Annotated in this window: 16 protein-coding genes; 9 read left to right on the plus strand and 7 right to left on the minus strand. The window is 69.8% G+C overall.

Annotation, left to right across the window (positions count from 1 at the left end; all coding sequences use genetic code 11):
• Positions 1-69 precede the first annotated feature (69 nt).
• The gene (proC, locus tag LSF15_RS16765) at positions 70-921 is read right to left on the minus strand and encodes a pyrroline-5-carboxylate reductase (protein ID WP_232499703.1); all 852 of its coding nucleotides are present in this window, start codon (positions 919-921) and stop codon (positions 70-72) included.
• A gap of 23 nt (positions 922-944) precedes the next feature.
• Here proC and LSF15_RS16770 point away from each other — a divergent pair, with 23 nt between their 5' ends.
• Positions 945-1907, plus strand: a complete 963-nt coding sequence (locus LSF15_RS16770; protein ID WP_232499704.1) for a cation diffusion facilitator family transporter — start codon at positions 945-947, stop codon at positions 1905-1907.
• 122 nt (positions 1908-2029) lie between these two features.
• Positions 2030-2731 (plus strand): glutamine amidotransferase-related protein, encoded by a 702-nt coding sequence (locus LSF15_RS16775; RefSeq protein WP_232499705.1) that lies wholly within the window; start codon positions 2030-2032, stop codon positions 2729-2731.
• 39 nt (positions 2732-2770) lie between these two features.
• Here the strand turns inward: LSF15_RS16775 and LSF15_RS16780 are convergent, their stop codons facing one another.
• Positions 2771-3682 (minus strand): winged helix-turn-helix transcriptional regulator, encoded by a 912-nt coding sequence (locus LSF15_RS16780; protein ID WP_232499706.1) that lies wholly within the window; start codon positions 3680-3682, stop codon positions 2771-2773.
• A 131-nt stretch (positions 3683-3813) separates the two neighbouring features.
• Here LSF15_RS16780 and LSF15_RS16785 point away from each other — a divergent pair, with 131 nt between their 5' ends.
• Positions 3814-5130 carry an MFS transporter gene (locus tag LSF15_RS16785; RefSeq protein ID WP_232499707.1) on the plus strand — a complete coding sequence of 439 codons (1317 nt, stop codon included), beginning with the start codon at positions 3814-3816 and terminating at the stop codon, positions 5128-5130.
• Here the strand turns inward: LSF15_RS16785 and tadA are convergent.
• Positions 5031-5495, minus strand: a complete 465-nt coding sequence (gene tadA, locus LSF15_RS16790; protein ID WP_232499708.1) for a tRNA adenosine(34) deaminase TadA — start codon at positions 5493-5495, stop codon at positions 5031-5033. The genes LSF15_RS16785 and tadA overlap by 100 nt on opposite strands.
• Before the next feature lie 101 nt (positions 5496-5596).
• Here tadA and upp point away from each other — a divergent pair, with 101 nt between their 5' ends.
• From upp to LSF15_RS16810, 4 genes are all read left to right on the plus strand, one after another.
• Positions 5597-6229, plus strand: a complete 633-nt coding sequence (gene upp / locus LSF15_RS16795; protein WP_232499709.1) for a uracil phosphoribosyltransferase — start codon at positions 5597-5599, stop codon at positions 6227-6229.
• 552 nt (positions 6230-6781) lie between these two features.
• Positions 6782-7582 (plus strand): winged helix-turn-helix domain-containing protein, encoded by an 801-nt coding sequence (locus tag LSF15_RS16800; protein ID WP_232499710.1) that lies wholly within the window; start codon positions 6782-6784, stop codon positions 7580-7582.
• A 96-nt stretch (positions 7583-7678) separates the two neighbouring features.
• Positions 7679-9241, plus strand: a complete 1563-nt coding sequence (locus LSF15_RS16805) for a cell wall-binding repeat-containing protein (protein WP_232499711.1) — start codon at positions 7679-7681, stop codon at positions 9239-9241.
• A 301-nt stretch (positions 9242-9542) separates the two neighbouring features.
• Positions 9543-10037, plus strand: a complete 495-nt coding sequence (locus LSF15_RS16810) for a MarR family winged helix-turn-helix transcriptional regulator (RefSeq protein WP_232499712.1) — start codon at positions 9543-9545, stop codon at positions 10035-10037.
• Here LSF15_RS16810 and LSF15_RS16815 read toward each other — a convergent pair.
• Both LSF15_RS16815 and LSF15_RS16820 read right to left on the minus strand, forming a co-directional pair.
• Entirely contained in the window at positions 9989-10729 is a 741-nt protein-coding gene (locus LSF15_RS16815; RefSeq protein ID WP_232499713.1) for a cation efflux transmembrane domain-containing protein, read from the minus strand. The two genes, LSF15_RS16810 and LSF15_RS16815, sit on opposite strands and share 49 nt — an antisense overlap.
• Entirely contained in the window at positions 10729-11064 is a 336-nt protein-coding gene (locus LSF15_RS16820) for an ArsR/SmtB family transcription factor (protein ID WP_232499714.1), read from the minus strand. Before LSF15_RS16820 ends, LSF15_RS16815 begins: the two co-directional genes overlap by 1 nt.
• 134 nt (positions 11065-11198) lie before the next feature.
• On the opposite strand from LSF15_RS16820, the gene LSF15_RS16825 reads away from it, so the two are divergent.
• A complete protein-coding gene (locus LSF15_RS16825) occupies positions 11199-12638 on the plus strand; it encodes a hypothetical protein (RefSeq protein ID WP_232499724.1) in 1440 nt (479 codons plus the stop codon).
• Between the two features lie 791 nt (positions 12639-13429).
• Here the strand turns inward: LSF15_RS16825 and LSF15_RS19115 are convergent.
• Positions 13430-13936 (minus strand): GNAT family N-acetyltransferase, encoded by a 507-nt coding sequence (locus LSF15_RS19115; RefSeq protein ID WP_308188486.1) that lies wholly within the window; start codon positions 13934-13936, stop codon positions 13430-13432.
• Between the two features lie 22 nt (positions 13937-13958).
• On the opposite strand from LSF15_RS19115, the gene LSF15_RS16835 reads away from it, so the two are divergent.
• A complete protein-coding gene (locus LSF15_RS16835) occupies positions 13959-15020 on the plus strand; it encodes a hypothetical protein (protein ID WP_308188487.1) in 1062 nt (353 codons plus the stop codon).
• A gap of 199 nt (positions 15021-15219) precedes the next feature.
• On the opposite strand, the gene LSF15_RS16840 is transcribed toward LSF15_RS16835, so the two are convergent.
• On the minus strand, positions 15220-15717 hold the full coding sequence (locus LSF15_RS16840; RefSeq protein WP_269756583.1) for a recombinase family protein: 498 nt from the start codon (positions 15715-15717) through the stop codon (positions 15220-15222).
• Positions 15718-16071: the final 354 nt, after the last annotated feature.

Here is a 16071-nt window from a genome sequence, read left to right on the forward strand (position 1 = left end):
CGGCGCCGCCCGCGATCCGAGTGAGCCGACGCCGGTCGATGAGGCGCGCCGGCGCCGTCTCGAGACCCCTCAGGCGCCCGCGGCGAGTTCGCGGGCGCGGGCGAGCGCGGCATCGGTGGCGCGGTCGAACGTCTGCTTGAGATCGGATGCCTCGAGCACGGCGATCGCCCGCTCTGTCGTGCCCTTGGGGCTCGTGACCCGACGACGCAGCTCGGCGGGGTCGTCGCCGGTCGACGCGAGCAGCTCGCTCGCGCCGCGGAACGTGCCCTGCACCATGACCGCGGCCTGCTCGGGCGTGAAGCCCTTGTCGACGGCGGCCGCGGTGAGCTGTTCGATCAGGTAGAAGACGTACGCGGGCCCCGAGCCCGAGATCGTCGAGAGCGCGTCGAGCTGCGACTCGGGGACGACGAGCACCTGGCCGACCGTCTCGAAGAGCGACACGGCGAGCGCGAGGTCGGCTGGGCTCGAGCGGGTGCCGGCCGAGACACCGGTGACGGCGCGGCCGACGACCGCGGGCGTGTTCGGCATCGAACGGATCACCGCGACCGAGTCGGGCAGCAGCGACTCGAACGTCTCGACGGTCACGCCGGCGGCGACCGACACGACGACCGTGCCCGGCTCGAGCGAATCGGCGATCTCACGCAGCAGGTCGGGCACCATCGCGGGCTTCACGGCCACGACCACGAGCGCGGCGCCGGCGACGGCCGCGTGGTTGGCTGCGACATCCGTCTCGGTCGCGTAGGCGGTGACGCCATCGAGCCCGGCCAACTCGGCCGCCTTCTCGGCGGTGCGGTTCGTGGTGCGTATGCCGCCGTCGACCGCGACGCCCGGCTGAAGCAGCCCGGCGATGATCGCCCGGGCCATCGAACCGGCGCCCAGGAACGCGATCGCGGGCAGTCTCACGGGGTCTGCAGCACTCATGCGACCATCCTAGGATTGCTGCTATGAGCGCATCGGGCGGCACCAAAGCCATCATCGCGGCATTCCTCGCCAACTCGGGAATCGCCGTGACGAAGTTCATCGCATGGTTCTTCTCGGGGTCGGCGTCGATGCTCGCCGAGGGCGTGCACTCCGTCGCCGACGCGGGCAACCAGCTGCTGCTCATCCTCGGCGGACGCCAGGCGAAGAAGAAGGCCGACAAGGAGCATCCCTTCGGCTACGGCCGCGAGCGGTACGTGTACGCGTTCGTCGTCTCGATCATCCTGTTCTCGGTCGGCGGCGTCTTCTCGATCTACGAGGGCGTCGACAAGCTGCAGCATCCGCACGAGCTCGAGAACGCGTGGCTGCCGCTGCTCGTGCTGTCGATCGCGATCGTGCTCGAGTCGTTCTCGCTGCGCACCGCCGTCATCGAGTCGAACCACGTGCGCGGCAAGCAGACCTGGGTGCAGTTCGTGCGCCGGGCGAAGGCGCCCGAGTTGCCCGTCGTGCTGCTCGAAGACATCGCCGCGCTCGTGGGACTCGTGTTCGCGTTCCTCGCCGTCGGCCTCACGGTCATCACCGGAAACCCGCTGTTCGATGCGATCGGCACGCTCATGATCGGCACCCTGCTCGTGCTCGTGGCCATCGTCCTCGGCATCGAGACCAAGTCGCTGCTCGTCGGCGAAGGCGCCAACGACGACGACGTCCAGAAGATCGAGCAGGCGATCGTCAACGGCCCAGAGGCCGAGCGCATCATCCACATGAAGACGCTGTACCTCGGCCCCGACGAGCTGCTCGTCGCCGCGAAGGTCGGCTTCACCGCCGACCAGAAGGTGCTCGAGATCGCCGCCGCGACGAACGTCATCGAGCAGCGCATTCGGGCGGCCGTGCCCTCGGCCCGGGTCATCTACATCGAGCCCGACGTGTATGTCGAACCGAACCAGCCCGCGCCGCCCACCGACGCGATCGTCATCAAGGGCCTCGAGTGAAGAGCGTCGGTCGAGGAGCGCCCGGCGAAGCCGGACGCGTCTCGAGACCCGAAACCGGTGATCTCGATACGGGTCGCGCTTCACGCGGCCCTACTCGATCGACGAGACCCCGCACTGCGCTGGTGCTCCGCCACGACTCGACGATCGGCCTCGGCAACCTCGAGCCCACGCTCGAGGCGCACGGCTACGAGATCGTCACGGTCGACGCGCCGTCGACGGATGTCTCGGGGCTCGACGCGCTCGCACCCGACCTGGTCGTCGTGCTCGGCGGCGAAGAGGGCGCCTACGAGACCGACCTCTACCCCTACCTCGCCGATGAGATCGAACTGCTGCGCACCCGCATCGACGCCGAGGCGCCGATCTTCGGCGTCTGCCTGGGTGCCCAGCTGCTCGCGAAGACCCTCGGCGCGCGCGCATACAAGGGCGAGCGAAAAGAGGTCGGCTGGCTCATGGTCGAGCCCACTGAGGCGGGTACCGACTCGCCGGTGCGGCACTTCGCCGGCGTGCCCACCGTGCAGTGGCACGGCGACACGTTCGAGCTGCCCGAGGGCGTCGAGCGCCTCGCCGGGTCTGCGCAGTACGAGAATCAGGCCTTCGCCCGGGGCGATTGGCTGCTCGCGGTGCAGTTCCACCCCGAGGTCGACGACGCCATCCACGAAGACTGGCTCGCAGCCTGGGGCGACGAGCTGCCCGAGTACGGGCTCACCGCCGAGCAGCTGCGCGCGCAGCGCGCCGACTACGGGCCGCCGATGCAAGCGGCATCCGCTCTCCTGCTCGGCGAGTACCTCGAGGGCCTCGCCCGCAGGTCGGAATCAGCCGCGTAGACCTCGCGGTGCGCGCCTCTGCACCGCCTTCGCGCGGCATCACGTCCGTGCCGGGCGGGTGGCCCCCTCGATGCGCTCGCCTGCGTCCAGCTCGCGCATGAGGCCGAGCACGTCATCGACGGACTGCGCCGGGTCGGTCACCGGCGCCTGCACGTGCCGCACGGTTCCCTCGTCGTCGACCAGCAGGGTGACGCGCTTGAGCCGGTCGGCGCCGCCGGCCCGGAACACGGGCAGCCGCAGCGCGGAGGCCGCGAGGCCGTCCTGGTCGGAGGCGAGCAGGTACGGCAGGTCGGCGTGCGCGGCGAACGCCGCGAGCTGCTCGGGGTGTTGCGTGCTGACGCCGAGCACCCGCGCGCCCGCCTTCGCGAGGGCGGTGTGCCGGCGTCCGTAGCTGACGCACTCGAGTGTGCAGCCGCTGGCGCCCGGCACCTCACCCCAGTGCGGCGGGTACCCGTGCGTCCCGGGCGCGTACGCGCCGGGGAAGAAGAACAGCGCCGTCCAGCGGTCGGGGTCGACGAGGCGCACCGTGGAACCGTCGGACGCCGTGAGCGCGACGTCGGGCGCGCGCGTGCCCTCGAGCGCGCGAACCCGCGCGAGGTCGCCGTCGCCGAGCGCGCCGCTCAGCGTGCCGTCGCCCATGACGAACCGCGTGCCCCACTCCTGCAGCGCCAACAGCACCGGGAGCAGCCCCTCGCCACTTGCGGTGAGCCGGTAGTCGTGGCGCGGCGGCCGCGACGAGTACGGCACCTTCTCGAGCACGCCGTGTTCCACGAGCGACCCGAGGCGCTCCGTGAGCGCGCGGCGCGAGAGGCCGAGCTCGCGAGCGAAGCCCTCGAACCGGGTGACCCCCGCGGCGGCCTCGCGCACGATCAGCAGACTCTGCCAGTCACCGACGATGCCGAGGGACTGCGCGATGCCGCAGGAGCTGTCGGTGAGATCCTCGCGGCGCATGGCTTCAATCCTCTCCCCGGGCACGGGCTGTGTCCATACGGCGCCGTGGTGTAAGTTCCATTCTGGAACTTACCAACCACGACGGGACCCCTTTTGTTCCCAGGCCCGTCCCCGCACCGAGGAGGTGGCCTGTGACCACGAGCTCACGGCCGTTCTGGACCTATTGGGCTGCGAGCACGACCAGCGGCGTCGGCACCGCCGTGACCGCCGTCGCGCTCCCGCTCACGGCGGTGACCGTGCTGGACGCGGGGCCGGTCGAGACGGGCGTGCTCGCTGCGTCGTCGTACCTCGCCTGGGTGGTGCTCGGCCTGCCGGCGGGCGCGATCGTGCACCGGCTGCCGTTGCGCGCCACGCAGGTCGTGGCCGACCTGGTGCGGGCGGGCGCGATCCTCACCGTGCCGCTGGTCTGGTGGTTGGGCGACCTCTCACTGGTCCACCTGGTGGTCGCGGCGCTCGCGATCAACGTGGCCGAGGTGTTCTTCTTCACCGCGAACACGACGTTCCTGCCCACGGTGGTGCCGCAGCATGAGCTGACGAGCCGCAACAGTCTCGTCTCCGGAACCCATGCCGCCACACAGCTCGGTGGTCCGTCCGTCGCCGGCCTGCTGGTGCAGGTGATCGGCGCGGTGCCCGCGCTGCTGGTCGACGTCGCCTCCTACCTGACGTCCGCGCTGCTGCTGCGGAGATTGCCCGAGCGGCGCGAGCCGGCCCCCGCCGACGGCGGCGCAAGGCCGGGGATGGGCGCGATGATCGCCGAGGGGTGGCGGTTCGTCGTACGTCACCCCGTGATGGCGTCGGCCACCTGGTGGGCGTGCGTCGTCAACCTCGTGTGCGGCGTGCAGGCCGGCCTCTTCGCGCTCTACCTGGTGCGCGACCTCGATGCTCCGCCCGCCATGGTGGGGGTGCTCCTCGCCGCGGATGGTGCCGGCGCGCTGCTCGCGGCGGCGGCCACGCCGTGGCTCGTGCGCCGGTTCGGGTCCGCGCGGGTGCTGCTGGCCGCCGGGCTGTTCGGGTTCGCCGGGGCCCTGCTGATCCCCCTCGGCGCCGGGCCCGTCGGGTGGCTGTGTTTCGCGGTCGGCACCCTCGTGTTCGGGGCGTCGGTCGTGCCGGGAAGCGTCGTGACGCGCACCTACCGCCAAGTGGCCAGCCCGCCCGCACTGCTCTCTCGCGTGATGGCCACCGTGCGGTTCGTCTCATGGAGCATGATCCCGCTCGGCGCCCTGGTCGCCGGCGTGCTCGCCGCACAGGTGGGCAGCCGACCCGTGCTGCTCGGGTCCGCGTTCATCCTGCTGCTCGGCCCGCTCATCGTGGGACTCAGCCCGGTGCGCAGGCTGCGCGACCTCGAGGATTACGGCGACGCCGGCCGGCGCAGCGGATCGTCGAAGAATTCGAGCAGCAGACGAGCGGATGCCTCGGCCTCGACGCCCCCGAAGACCTCGACACGGTGATTGAGGCGACGATCGCGCAGTACGTCGTAGAGCGAGCCGGCGGCACCGGCCTTCTCGTCCCACGCTCCGAACACGACCGTGGCAACACGCGCCGAGACGATGGCGCCGGCGCACATCACGCACGGCTCGAGGGTGACGACGAGCGTGCAGTCGGTGAGGCGCCAGTCGCCGGTCGCCTCGGCCGCGGTACGCAGCGCGAGCACCTCGGCGTGAGCGGTCGGATCACCCGTGAGCTCGCGCTCATTGCGCCGCGCGGCGACGACCCTGCCAGACCCGTCGACCACGATCGCACCGACCGGCACGTCGCGCGTCGCGGGCGCCTGCTCAGCCTCGGCCAGCGCGAGGCGCATCCAATCGTGATGCATCGCACGCTCCACGCGCGCACCTCCGTCCCGATTCCGAGTTGCCCGATTCTCACCGAATTCGGGCAACTCGGCGAGAAGGGGTCGGCAATAGACTCGAGCCTATGCGAGTCCACGTTGCCGATCACCCGCTCATCACCCACAAGCTGACGGTCCTGCGCGACGTGAACACTCCGTCGCCGATCTTCCGTGCGCTCGTCGAAGAGCTCATGACGCTGCTCGCCTACGAGGGCACCCGTGGAGTGCGCGTCGAGCCCGTCGACATCGTCACGCCGGTCGCGCCGACGACGGGGGTGCGCATCGCCGAGCCGAAGCCGCTCATCGTGCCGATCCTGCGCGCGGGCCTCGGCATGCTCGAGGGCATGGTCAAGCTGCTGCCGAGCGCCGAGGTCGGCTTCCTCGGCATGGCTCGCAACGAAGAGACCCTCGAGCCCACGACCTACGCCGAGCGCCTGCCCGACGACCTCAGCAACCGCCAGTGCTTCGTGCTCGACCCCATGCTCGCCACGGGTGGGTCGCTGACGGCGGCCATCGAGTTCCTGCTCGAGCGCGGTGCGACCGACGTGACCGCGATCTGCATCCTCGCGGCGCCCGAGGGCCTCAAGGCCGTCGAACAGGCGCTGCAGGGTCGCGAGGTCACGATCGTGCTCGGCGCGGTCGATGAGCAGCTCAACGAGCAGGGCTTCATCGTGCCCGGCCTGGGCGATGCAGGCGACCGCCTCTACGGCACGGTGTAACGGTCCCCACAGGAGCCGACCGGGCGAACGAAACCCGCGGCTCCACACGGTAGGGGCGATGCCGCGTCATCCGCCTCGAAGGATCTTCGGGGTTCGACACGCCGTTGCGCACCGGCCACACGGAATATTTCCGAAACTCATGCTCCGTCGCAGATCCTTTCTCGAAACCGGTTGCCAATCGTGATTCTTGTGGATGTCGCAACCGCACCCGCACCGGCTGCGACGTCACACCCCGTTATCTCGCCGTCATGAATTGACATACGTCGGACTCTGAGTTTGACTCACCCCATGACTGACACCGCACGCACCCTGACGGCCCCCGAGGCTTCCAGGACGACCGGCATGATGATGCCGGCGCGTGCACCCATGTGTTGTCGAATGTGCCGCTAACAGCGAAACGACCGCCGAGTCCCCAGCCGATCAGCACCCCGATCGGCGCCGACTCCACTGAACCGTCGCATCTCGGGGGTTCGCCCGGCCGAACGGCCATTCGTTCCCGACCCCGCTTCTGAGGGGTCGATTGCAGCACCCTTCAGCACAAGGACTCGTCACATGTCTCTCGCACTCGCCTCCGCTCCCGTCCGCACCGTTCAGGCCCGCACCGCCCCGTCGCTGCCCGCCGCCCCCGTCGCTGCGCCGCTCCGCTCGATCGGCGCCCCCGCACCTTCGGCTTCGACCGAGGCCACGACCGCCGTCGCGGCATCCGCATCCGCCCGCCCCGCAGCTCCCCGCGTTCGCGCCGTGCCCGAGGGCACCGAGGCTCGCGGCTTCGTGCTCTACGTCGGCATCGACGAGGCGAAGGCCGCGGCCGATGGCACCACGCTGCACCGCATCGTCGAGGCGTTGCGCGCACTGACCGCCGAGATCGCTCCCTCTTCCGGCACCTACGCCGCCGTGGCACTGGCACCTGAGGGAGCCGGCGGTCGCGACGTCGACGTCGTGCGTCTCGCGCTGCAGGACCCGGCCGCGCTCGCGAAGCAGCGCGAGGGCCAGGGCACCCGTGACGACACCGACCGCCACCCCAACGGGGTCATCATCGACATCTCGCGCAAGCGGGTGCTGCTCGACGGCGAGGCCGCCGGCCTCACCTACAAGGAGTTCGAGCTGCTGCAATACCTCGTGCTGCGCGAGGGTCGCACGATCGACCGCCACGAGCTCATCGAGAACCTGTGGGACGCCGACGACGAGGCCCCCAGCGAGCGCACGATCGACGTGCACGTGCGCCGGCTGCGCTCGAAGCTCGCGCACTACCAGGACATCGTGCGCACCGTTCGCGGCGTCGGCTACCGGTTCGACCGGCACGCGGATGTCTCGATCCGACAGGCCTCGACGCCGTCGCCCGACCTCTATTGAGGCGGTGCGGTCGCGCCCCTTCTGCGCCATCGCGATGCCCGGCATCCCGAACGTCCTTCATGACGGGCTGCGCGTCTCGCGCTTAACATTGGGCGCATGCGCCTCGGAATCCTGTCCGTGATCGTCGCGTCCGCGCTCGTGGCGGTGTCGTTGTGGGCGAGCCCGCAGACTGCCCACGCCGCGACCGACCGCATCAGCGGGTCTGATCGGTACGCGACATCCGTTGCCGTCTCGAAACTCGCCTTTCCGAACGGCACTGACACCGTCTACCTCGTGTCCGGAGTGAACTATCCCGATGCCCTCAGCGCCGGCCCGGCGGCCGTCGCATCGGGGGCCGCGATGCTGCTGACCGCACCCACAGCACTTCCGGCCGTCGTCGCCGCGGAACTGCAGCGACTCGCTCCCGAGCGCATCATCGTCGTCGGCGGCGCGGCGACGATATCGAACTCGGTCGAGAACGTGGCCCGCGGGCTCGCCGCCACTGTCGAGCGACAGAGCGGGACGGATCGATATGCGACCTCGCTCGCGGTCGTGCGAGCTGCGTTCGAGTCGGCATCGACGGTCTACGTGGCAACGGGTGCGGACTATCCCGACGCGCTCGCTGCGGGGCCTGCTGCCTCGAGTGCGCACGCACCCATCGTCCTCGTACCCGGCCGAGCGAACGACCTCGACTCCGCCACCCGTGATCTGCTGGTCGACCTCGGCGCGACCAGGGCCGTCATCGTTGGCGGCGCGGGCGTCGTCTCGACCGGCATCGAGTCCAGACTCAGGACCATGCTCGGCACCGGGTCGACGACGCGACTCGCCGGTGCCGACCGGTTGGCGACGGCCATCGCCATCAACCGGGCGAGCTTCGCAACCGTCCCGAGAGGTGACGCCTACGTCGTGACCGGATTCAACTATCCCGACGCACTCTCAGTCGGCGTGCTCGCGGGCATGCGCGCGCGACCGCTCTACTTGAGCGTCCCGTACTGCGTGACTTCCCAGCTGCGCGCCCAACTCACCGGGGCGACCGTCTCGCGGGTTCGTCTGGTCGGCGGCGTCGGCGCGGTACGCGGAATGGTGGGCGACCTGGTCGGGTGCCTGTCGATCACCGATCCGGCCAGCCCCTGGGTGCTCGTCAACAAGCGCACACCGCTACGACCTGCCACCTATACCCCGGCGCTCGCCGATCCCGGCGTGGCGTCGGCCTGGGGTGATCCGGTGCAGAAGGATGCCGCGTGGGCGGTGCGCAGCATGTTCGCGGCGGCCTCCGCGGCGGGGTTGGGGCAGCTGACCCTGCAGAGCGGCTACCGTTCGTACGCTTCGCAGAGCTCGATCTTCAATCGCGACGTGGCGGCACGCGGCCGCGCGGCCGCCGAACGACTCACCGCGCGCCCGGGCTACAGCGAGCACCAGACCGGATTCGCCATCGACATCTCGGCCAACGGATGCATGGAATGCATCGGCGGCACGGCACAGGGCCGCTGGCTGGCGCAGAACGCGTGGCGCTACGGCTTCATCCTTCGATACGAGAGCGGGCAGACCCACATCACCGGATACGACCATGAGCCGTGGCACTTCCGCTACGTCGGCACGACCCTCGCCGAGGACTACCGCGAGGGCGGGTTCCGCAGCCTCGAGGCGTATCTCGGGCGCCCCGCGGCGCCGAGTTACTGACGCGACGCACGCATTCAGAGTTGCTCGTCGTTCGCCGATCCCGCATTCCGCGAGGCAGGATCGGGGCGGCTGATTCCGGTCCCCGGAAAAATCACAGAACGATAACTAGCGCTCGTTACCGATCCGTTATATATTCGTGAGTGCACCGACTGTTTGCTGTGGCGGTCGGTGCGGAATGTGATTGCAGGACACTCTTGGTGCAAGGGAGAGGGCCGGTCGTCAGCCTCTACGACCGGCCCTCAACCGATTTCTCCCGCGGTTCCCTATTGTTGGATGAGCCGAAACGTCGAAGGGAGCCGAGATGGCCGATCGCGCGATCACGGTCGCCGCATGGGAGTCGCTCTTCCGTGCTCAAGTGACCATCATGCGAGCGCTGGCCGCCGAGTTCCCGAGCGAGGTCATCTCGCTGAACGAGTACGACGTGCTCTTCAACATCTCACGCGCCCCGGGTCGCCGGTTGCGGCTCAAAGACCTCAATCGCAACGTGCTCATCACGCAGCCGAGTGTCAGCCGCCTCGTCGATCGGCTCACGTCTCGCGGCCTCGTCGTGAAACTGCCCGACCCCGAAGACGGACGCGGCACCATCGTCGGCATCACCGAGGCCGGGTTCGAGCTCTTCCGCGAGGTCGCGATCGAGCACATGGGCGCCATCACCCGTCATGTCGGGCACGCCCTCGACGAACGCGAACTCAAAGACCTCAGCGACCTCTGCGACCGGCTGCGGCTGGGTGTCCGAGAGTCCGCGGGTCACGCGGTCGACGCGGCATCCGACGGTGAGCTCTCGTCCGACGCATGACTGGCCCCGGCTGATTCAACACTGACGTGCCGGCCCGCATCTTCGGACTCGACGTGTTCGAGGATCATGCCGACGGAGGTCGCGCAGGTGTCGCCCTTCCACGCTTCGATGCCCTCACGCACCGCGAAGACGACGATGACGAGCCCGGCGATCGGGTCGGCCCACCACCAGCCGAAGAGGCTGTTGAGCAGCAGCCCGAGCAGCACCGCAGCAGAGAGGTAGGCGCAGATCAGCGTCTGCTTCGAGTCAGCGACCGCAGTCGCAGACCCGATCTCGCGGCCGGCGCGCCGCTCGGCGATCGACAGCAGGGGCATCACCGCCACACTCACGGCGGTGAGGATGAGGCCGACCGTGCTGTGCTCGGGCTCGGCGGCGCCGATGAGCGCGAGCAGTGAGGACACCGTCACATACGCAGCGAGCGCGAAGAATGCGATGGCGATCACGCGCAACGTGCCCCGTTCCCAACGCTCGGGGTCACGACGCGTGAACTGCCAGGCGACCGCCGCCGCCGAGAGCACTTCGATGGTCGAGTCGAGCCCAAATCCGATCAGGGCGACCGAGGACGCGATCGTGCCGGCCGTGATCGCCACGATGGCCTCGATCAGGTTGTACGCGATCGTCGCGGCAACGATTAGACGGATGCGCCGATGCAGCCTCACTCGACGGGCGTCGGTGAGGGTGGTCGAGGTCATCAGCAGGTGCACCCCTCCCCCGAGCAGCAGTCGGGTTCGACCACGAGCACGAGGCGGAGGAGGTCGGCGAGCGCGGGAGCCAGGTGCGGATCGGCAAGACGGTACGACGAGCGGCGACCGTCGGGAATCGACTCCACCAGGCCGCATCCGCGCAGGCAGGCCAGCTGATTGGACATGACCTGCCTCGAGACGCCCAGGGCATCCGCGAGGTCGGAAGGGTACGCGGGTGCCTCACGCAACGCCAGGAGGATGCTCGCTCGCGTCGGGTCGGAGAGGGCGTGCCCGAGCCGTGCAAGGGCGGCGGTGTGCGTGAGCGTCGCGGTGGCGGTCGTCATGGGAGCAACAGTACAGATTTCTGTGAATTAAGCACACCGTGTATCACCGTCGGCCCGCGGGGGATGCCGGACTTGAATCGTCCGCCCCGCTAGACCGCGTCGCATATCGCGGAGTACCGTCGTAGCACACGGGGGTGAGATCGATGACGTCAGCGGATGCCGCGGGGCGCGTGCTGTGGCTTCGCTACGCCCTGATGTCGGTGCTCGTTGCGGCGATCTGGCTCGCGATCAGCCTGTTCTCAAGTGCCACCGGCGCCGCGGCCGAGGAGCCGACGCCCACCGTCGAGCCGACGATGACCGAGGTCGAACCCGCGGCGCCCGATGTCACGACGGTCGTCGAAGTCGATCAGTCCGTCGAGCAGCCACCCGCCGCCACACCAGCGCTGCCTGCCGCACCCGAGAGCGACCCCGCGGCGGTCAGCACGCCTGCGCCGCCCGACAGATCTCCCTCTGCACCCGCTTCCCGTGCCCCGGCGACCACGCCCATACCACCCGGGGTCGCCGACAAGCCGAGCAAGCCCTCCCAGGCCCCCGCACCCGCCACACCCCCGGCCGCACCCGGGGCACCCGCCGCACCCGCGGAACCCGGCGCACCCGCCGCACCGGCCGCACCGGCCGCACCGGCGACCAAGCCGACCCCACCCGGCCTTGCCGACAAGCCGGGCAAGCCCGCCCAAACCCCCGAACCCGCACCCGCCGCACCCCCGGCACCCGCCGCACCCCCGGCACCCCCCACCAAACCCACCCCACCCGGCCTCGCCGACAAGCCGAGCGATCCCTCCGCGACCCCGACACCTCAGATCGAGACCGTTCCCGACCCCGCGAACAGGCCTGACCACCCGACCAAAGCGCCCATCAACGCACCCGACCTCGCCCCGACACCTCCGAACGACAGCAACCCCGACCCCGCGAACACGCCCGACCCCGCGAACATGCCCGACCCCGCGAACACGCCCGACCGCCCCACCCACGCACCCGATCCCGCCCCCAGCTCCCCGAACGACCCCGTCGCGCCCGATCCCGCCGTCAAGCCGGATCACCCGGCCAAGGCGCCGGTCGGCGATTCCCCCGGAAGTTCCGACCCCGCCGATGAGCCCCGCAGCGATGAACCCCCGAAAGCCGGGTTCGACTCACCGGACGTCTCGAATGCGCCGAGCACCTCGAACGCGCCGAGCACCACGAACGCACCGGTCACACCGCCCGTTCCACCGCTCGACTGGAGCCTGACCCAGCCGCCCGACGGGGCAGAGATCTTCATCGCCTACGACGCGCCGGCATGGGATGCCGGCCCGCCCGCCGGAGCGGTCGCTCCGGCCGATGCCACCGGCACGATCACCCCCGTCGACCGCGCCCCGCTCGGCGGCGCCGCTGGCTCGCATGGCGCCGGCGGCACAGCGGGCTCCGGCGGAGCCGGCTCCAGTGGCGGCGCGTTCGGCGCGTCCGGGGCATCCGGAATCTCCGACGCGGCGCTCGCTGCGCTCGGACTCGGCGCGCTCACTTCGCTGGTGCTGCGCTCGGTCGACGACGATCTGCCGTCGTCACCGGTGTACGACACAGACACCACCCCTGACTGATCGGGGTCCGCTCCGCCTGCCCGGTTGCAGGTGGAAACGGTCATCGCTCCCTGCCTGGGAGCGAACACCCCAGTTCCAGTCAGGAGGACCGGACCATGCCGCGATCAGCCATGAGAGCCCGACGCGCCGTCTCGTTGCCGCGGACCACCCTGAGGCTCGCTTCGAGGCGCGGCCGGAACGGTCTCGGATCCGTGGCACGAGCCGCCCATGGCGGGCCGACGATCCCCGGCGTGCGGAGGTTCCCGATGCGACGTTGACCGGGTGGGGTCCGGCACCGCGCCCCCAGTGTCGGGCCTCACCCCTCACGGTCGTGCAGCGCACCCGACGCGCACGACCGGCCGCGCCGTTCTGCGCGGCCGGCGCGGGGCGGCGGCGGAACCCACCCGCCGCCTCGCGCCACTTCACCTGTCCGGCTCCAGCAGCGCGAGAAGCGCGCCGCGAGACGAGCTCGGCGGCGCAGCCGCCGCCGGGACGGTTGCATGACGGTGGGGTGGGAACCCTACCTCCCACCCCACCGCGGCCTCACAAGAGGCCTCATCTCACCGAGCGACCCGAACTGAGCTCGGCAAGCACCACCCGAGTAGCGGCTGGGCCGCCCGATCGCGCGACCCAGCAAGGCAGGATAGGTCGGTCGGGTCGGGTTGGACTCGGGTTTGGTCGAATCGTATCCGCATCGCCGACCCGTGCGCACCGCCCCGATCAGGGGACAAAATCGAGGAATCTTCGTGCGAGTTCGCGTGTTCCGGGTGTCGCGACGGCGCGCACGACGAGGGGTGCCGGCCCGGGTTCCGTCAGGCGGCGGGCCAGTCGACGGATGCCTCGTACCCGGGGTGCCGGCGCAGGTACGCGGCGATGAACGGGCACTCGGGAACGATGCGCTCACCGCGGGCGATCGCGTCGTCGAGCACGAACTTCGCGAGCCGACTGCCGAGGCCCCTCCCTTCGAACTCGGGGCGCACGATCGTGTGCGTGAACACGATCGTGCCGGGCTCGATACGGAAGTGCGAAACGGCTGCTCGCTGACCGTCGACCGTCACGATGTAGCGGTGCCGCTCGTCGTTCCTGACGATCTCGACTGCGGCGCCGTCGATGTGCTCTGGTGCCGCGGCATCGCCGGCGGATCGCGGGTCGGAGTCGTTGGGCATCGTTCCTCCTGGTCGGTGATCGCGAGCCGGCGCCGTTCGCCCCTCTTCGAAGCACAACGCCAGACGTCGCCGAAGATTCCCGAACATCCGGATGCGCCGCCCGTGAGCGGTGGGCGCGGGCGAGACGGATGCCCCGGCGCAGGGCCGCGGCATCCGTCTCGCCCTGCTCGTGCCGATGCGCCGACGTGACCGCGACGAAGACGATCAGCCACGCGAAGACGAGCGTGAACGCGATGATCTCGAAGACTGTGAGGTTGAAGACGTGCATTCCGTCGTAGGCGACCATCGCACCCACCTCGAGGAGCAGTGTGATGGCCGAGAACCAGACGAAGGGTCGCGGCATGCGCACCGCGTACCACGGGGCGCCGACGCAGAGCAGCGCGAATGCGGCGGCCGCGCCGAGTGCGAAGGCGTTGTGCAGGTCGGGCGCCTGCGAGATCGGCACCCAGCCGACGCCCATGAGCCCGAACCCGACGAGTCCGATCAGCGCGCGGATCACCGCGCGAGCACCGCGCCGGATGCCGAAACCGCCGAACGCGATTCCCCTGGTGAGCATCGCCGACATGCCGGCGATCCCTCCGCCCGAGGCCGCCACCGCGACGTTGAAGCACATCGCGGCGAAGTCGCCCGACGTGCCCAGGGTGCTGAAGTTGTGCACCCACCACTCGCCCGTCGGCGTGATGCTCATGCTCGCGAGACTGCCTGCGGCCAGAAGCATGGCGACGAGGTTGAAGGTGCGGTACGCCTCGCTCTCGATGGCCTGGCGGTGCAGCCGCCCGGTGCTCACCCCGATCGCGACCGCCAGCGCCGCGCCCACCGCGAAGTGGCCGCCGGGCACGGGTTCGAACGCGTCGGACGTGAAGTGCACGGCGAGCGTCGCGAGCGCCGCCCAAGTGAGACCGTTGGCAGCGGAACGACTCATCGGCCCCGGCGCGGGAAGACCCAGTTGCGCGAGTCCCGACAGGCCGGTGCGCGATGCCGACGCGATGACGAGGGCGGCACCGATGACCGCGCCGCCGGCGAGAGCGGGTGCGATCCACAGGTAGTCGATGCCGTGCGCGGCGGTCGAACCCTCGAATCGCGGGGCGACCGCACGGTGGAGGACCACCGACACAGCGCCTGCGATGAGCAGCGCGTACACTCGGCGCACCAGCGCACCGAGGCGATCGAGTCGCCGATCGATCGCGTCGCCGGTTCCCGCACCGGTGTTCGCGCGCGGGCCGCCTCGCGGCCGTGACCCCGAGCCCGCGGGCGCGGGCGCGATTCCGAGCCGAACGCGCCGTGCACGACCGGCGATGCCGGGAACGCTCACGCGCTGCAGCAGTTGCCCCCGGTGCTGCGTAGCCGAGATCGCGACGGCCTGCACCCCTCGTATCCGGACTCTCGATGACGGGAGTCAGATTGAAACCGAGCCTAACCGGCCCTTCTGGCATGTGTCATCCGTAGATCGGATGAGCGCGAGGGATCCTCAGACGATTCCCAGCGGATGGGTTGCCCGCCTGGAGCGGCCGATCGTCGGGCGGGTGGCGTGTGTGGAGTTTGGCTGTCGGTGATACGGCGGGGCGCCCTCCATGATCCTTCCCGGCGTCGCGACGTTTGCTGATCGAGTCAACGATTCGCTCGCGCTTGATGTCGTGTTCCAACTGCGCCAGCGCTGCCATGATCGTGAACAGCATCGATCCCGTCGGAGTTGATGTGTCGACGTCACCGATGGCGAGGTTCAAGACGCGATGGCCGGCATCGCGGTCGCGGAGACCTTGCGCGAAGTCGAGCATCTCTGCGTCGACCGTCCGAGCCGATCCAAGGTTGTGGATGACGAGTGTGTCACCGGCCTCGAGAGCGTGGATCGCGCGATCGAATTGCGGCCGTGAGGCGCGAGCTCCCGAGACGCCTTGGTCGATGTAAAGATCATCGCGCCGTACGCCGGCAGGCAGAAGGTCTGCTTCTTGCCGATCTGTTGATCACGGTCGGGTCGATACCCGCACGCATCCGATCGGCTTCGCCACGACGTTCCAGGTGTCTCGCAACTTATGGTGAGTACCGCGATTCAACCAGCGGGTTTCGAAACATAGTTCTGAAAATCGCCGACTAGCAGCGTTCCGCCGTTCGTTCGCGAGACGAGCATGCGACCGTCGAGACGCCTCGTAACCGTCGGGTTCCGAGACGCCAACCAAGGAGCGAACAGGGCACCCGGGATTCCATTGATCGATGCAACACCCGATGTGGAGGTGCTTGCTCGTGGTGTTGTCGTTGTCTTCGCCTGCTGCTGCCCGATTCCTCGCGGCGAT

It is taken from the genome of Agromyces humatus, from assembly GCF_021228295.1.
Classification (GTDB): domain Bacteria; phylum Actinomycetota; class Actinomycetes; order Actinomycetales; family Microbacteriaceae; genus Agromyces; species Agromyces humatus.

What these genes read in the sequence shown, in the direction of transcription:
- tadA (WP_232499708.1), bottom strand. Translation starts at nt 5,495, where the DNA reads ATGCATCACGATTGGATGCGCCTCGCGCTGGCCGAGGCTGAGCAGGCG.
- LSF15_RS16805 (WP_232499711.1), top strand. Translation starts at nt 7,679, where the DNA reads ATGCGCCTCGGAATCCTGTCCGTGATCGTCGCGTCCGCGCTCGTGGCG.
- LSF15_RS16820 (WP_232499714.1), bottom strand. Translation starts at nt 11,064, where the DNA reads ATGACGACCGCCACCGCGACGCTCACGCACACCGCCGCCCTTGCACGG.
- proC (WP_232499703.1), bottom strand. Translation starts at nt 921, where the DNA reads ATGAGTGCTGCAGACCCCGTGAGACTGCCCGCGATCGCGTTCCTGGGC.
- LSF15_RS16835 (WP_308188487.1), top strand. Translation starts at nt 13,959, where the DNA reads ATGCGCCGACGTGACCGCGACGAAGACGATCAGCCACGCGAAGACGAG.
- LSF15_RS16815 (WP_232499713.1), bottom strand. Translation starts at nt 10,729, where the DNA reads ATGACCTCGACCACCCTCACCGACGCCCGTCGAGTGAGGCTGCATCGG.
- LSF15_RS19115 (WP_308188486.1), bottom strand. Translation starts at nt 13,936, where the DNA reads ATGCCGCGGCCCTGCGCCGGGGCATCCGTCTCGCCCGCGCCCACCGCT.
- LSF15_RS16770 (WP_232499704.1), top strand. Translation starts at nt 945, where the DNA reads ATGAGCGCATCGGGCGGCACCAAAGCCATCATCGCGGCATTCCTCGCC.
- LSF15_RS16800 (WP_232499710.1), top strand. Translation starts at nt 6,782, where the DNA reads ATGTCTCTCGCACTCGCCTCCGCTCCCGTCCGCACCGTTCAGGCCCGC.
- LSF15_RS16780 (WP_232499706.1), bottom strand. Translation starts at nt 3,682, where the DNA reads ATGCGCCGCGAGGATCTCACCGACAGCTCCTGCGGCATCGCGCAGTCC.
- LSF15_RS16810 (WP_232499712.1), top strand. Translation starts at nt 9,543, where the DNA reads ATGGCCGATCGCGCGATCACGGTCGCCGCATGGGAGTCGCTCTTCCGT.
- upp (WP_232499709.1), top strand. Translation starts at nt 5,597, where the DNA reads ATGCGAGTCCACGTTGCCGATCACCCGCTCATCACCCACAAGCTGACG.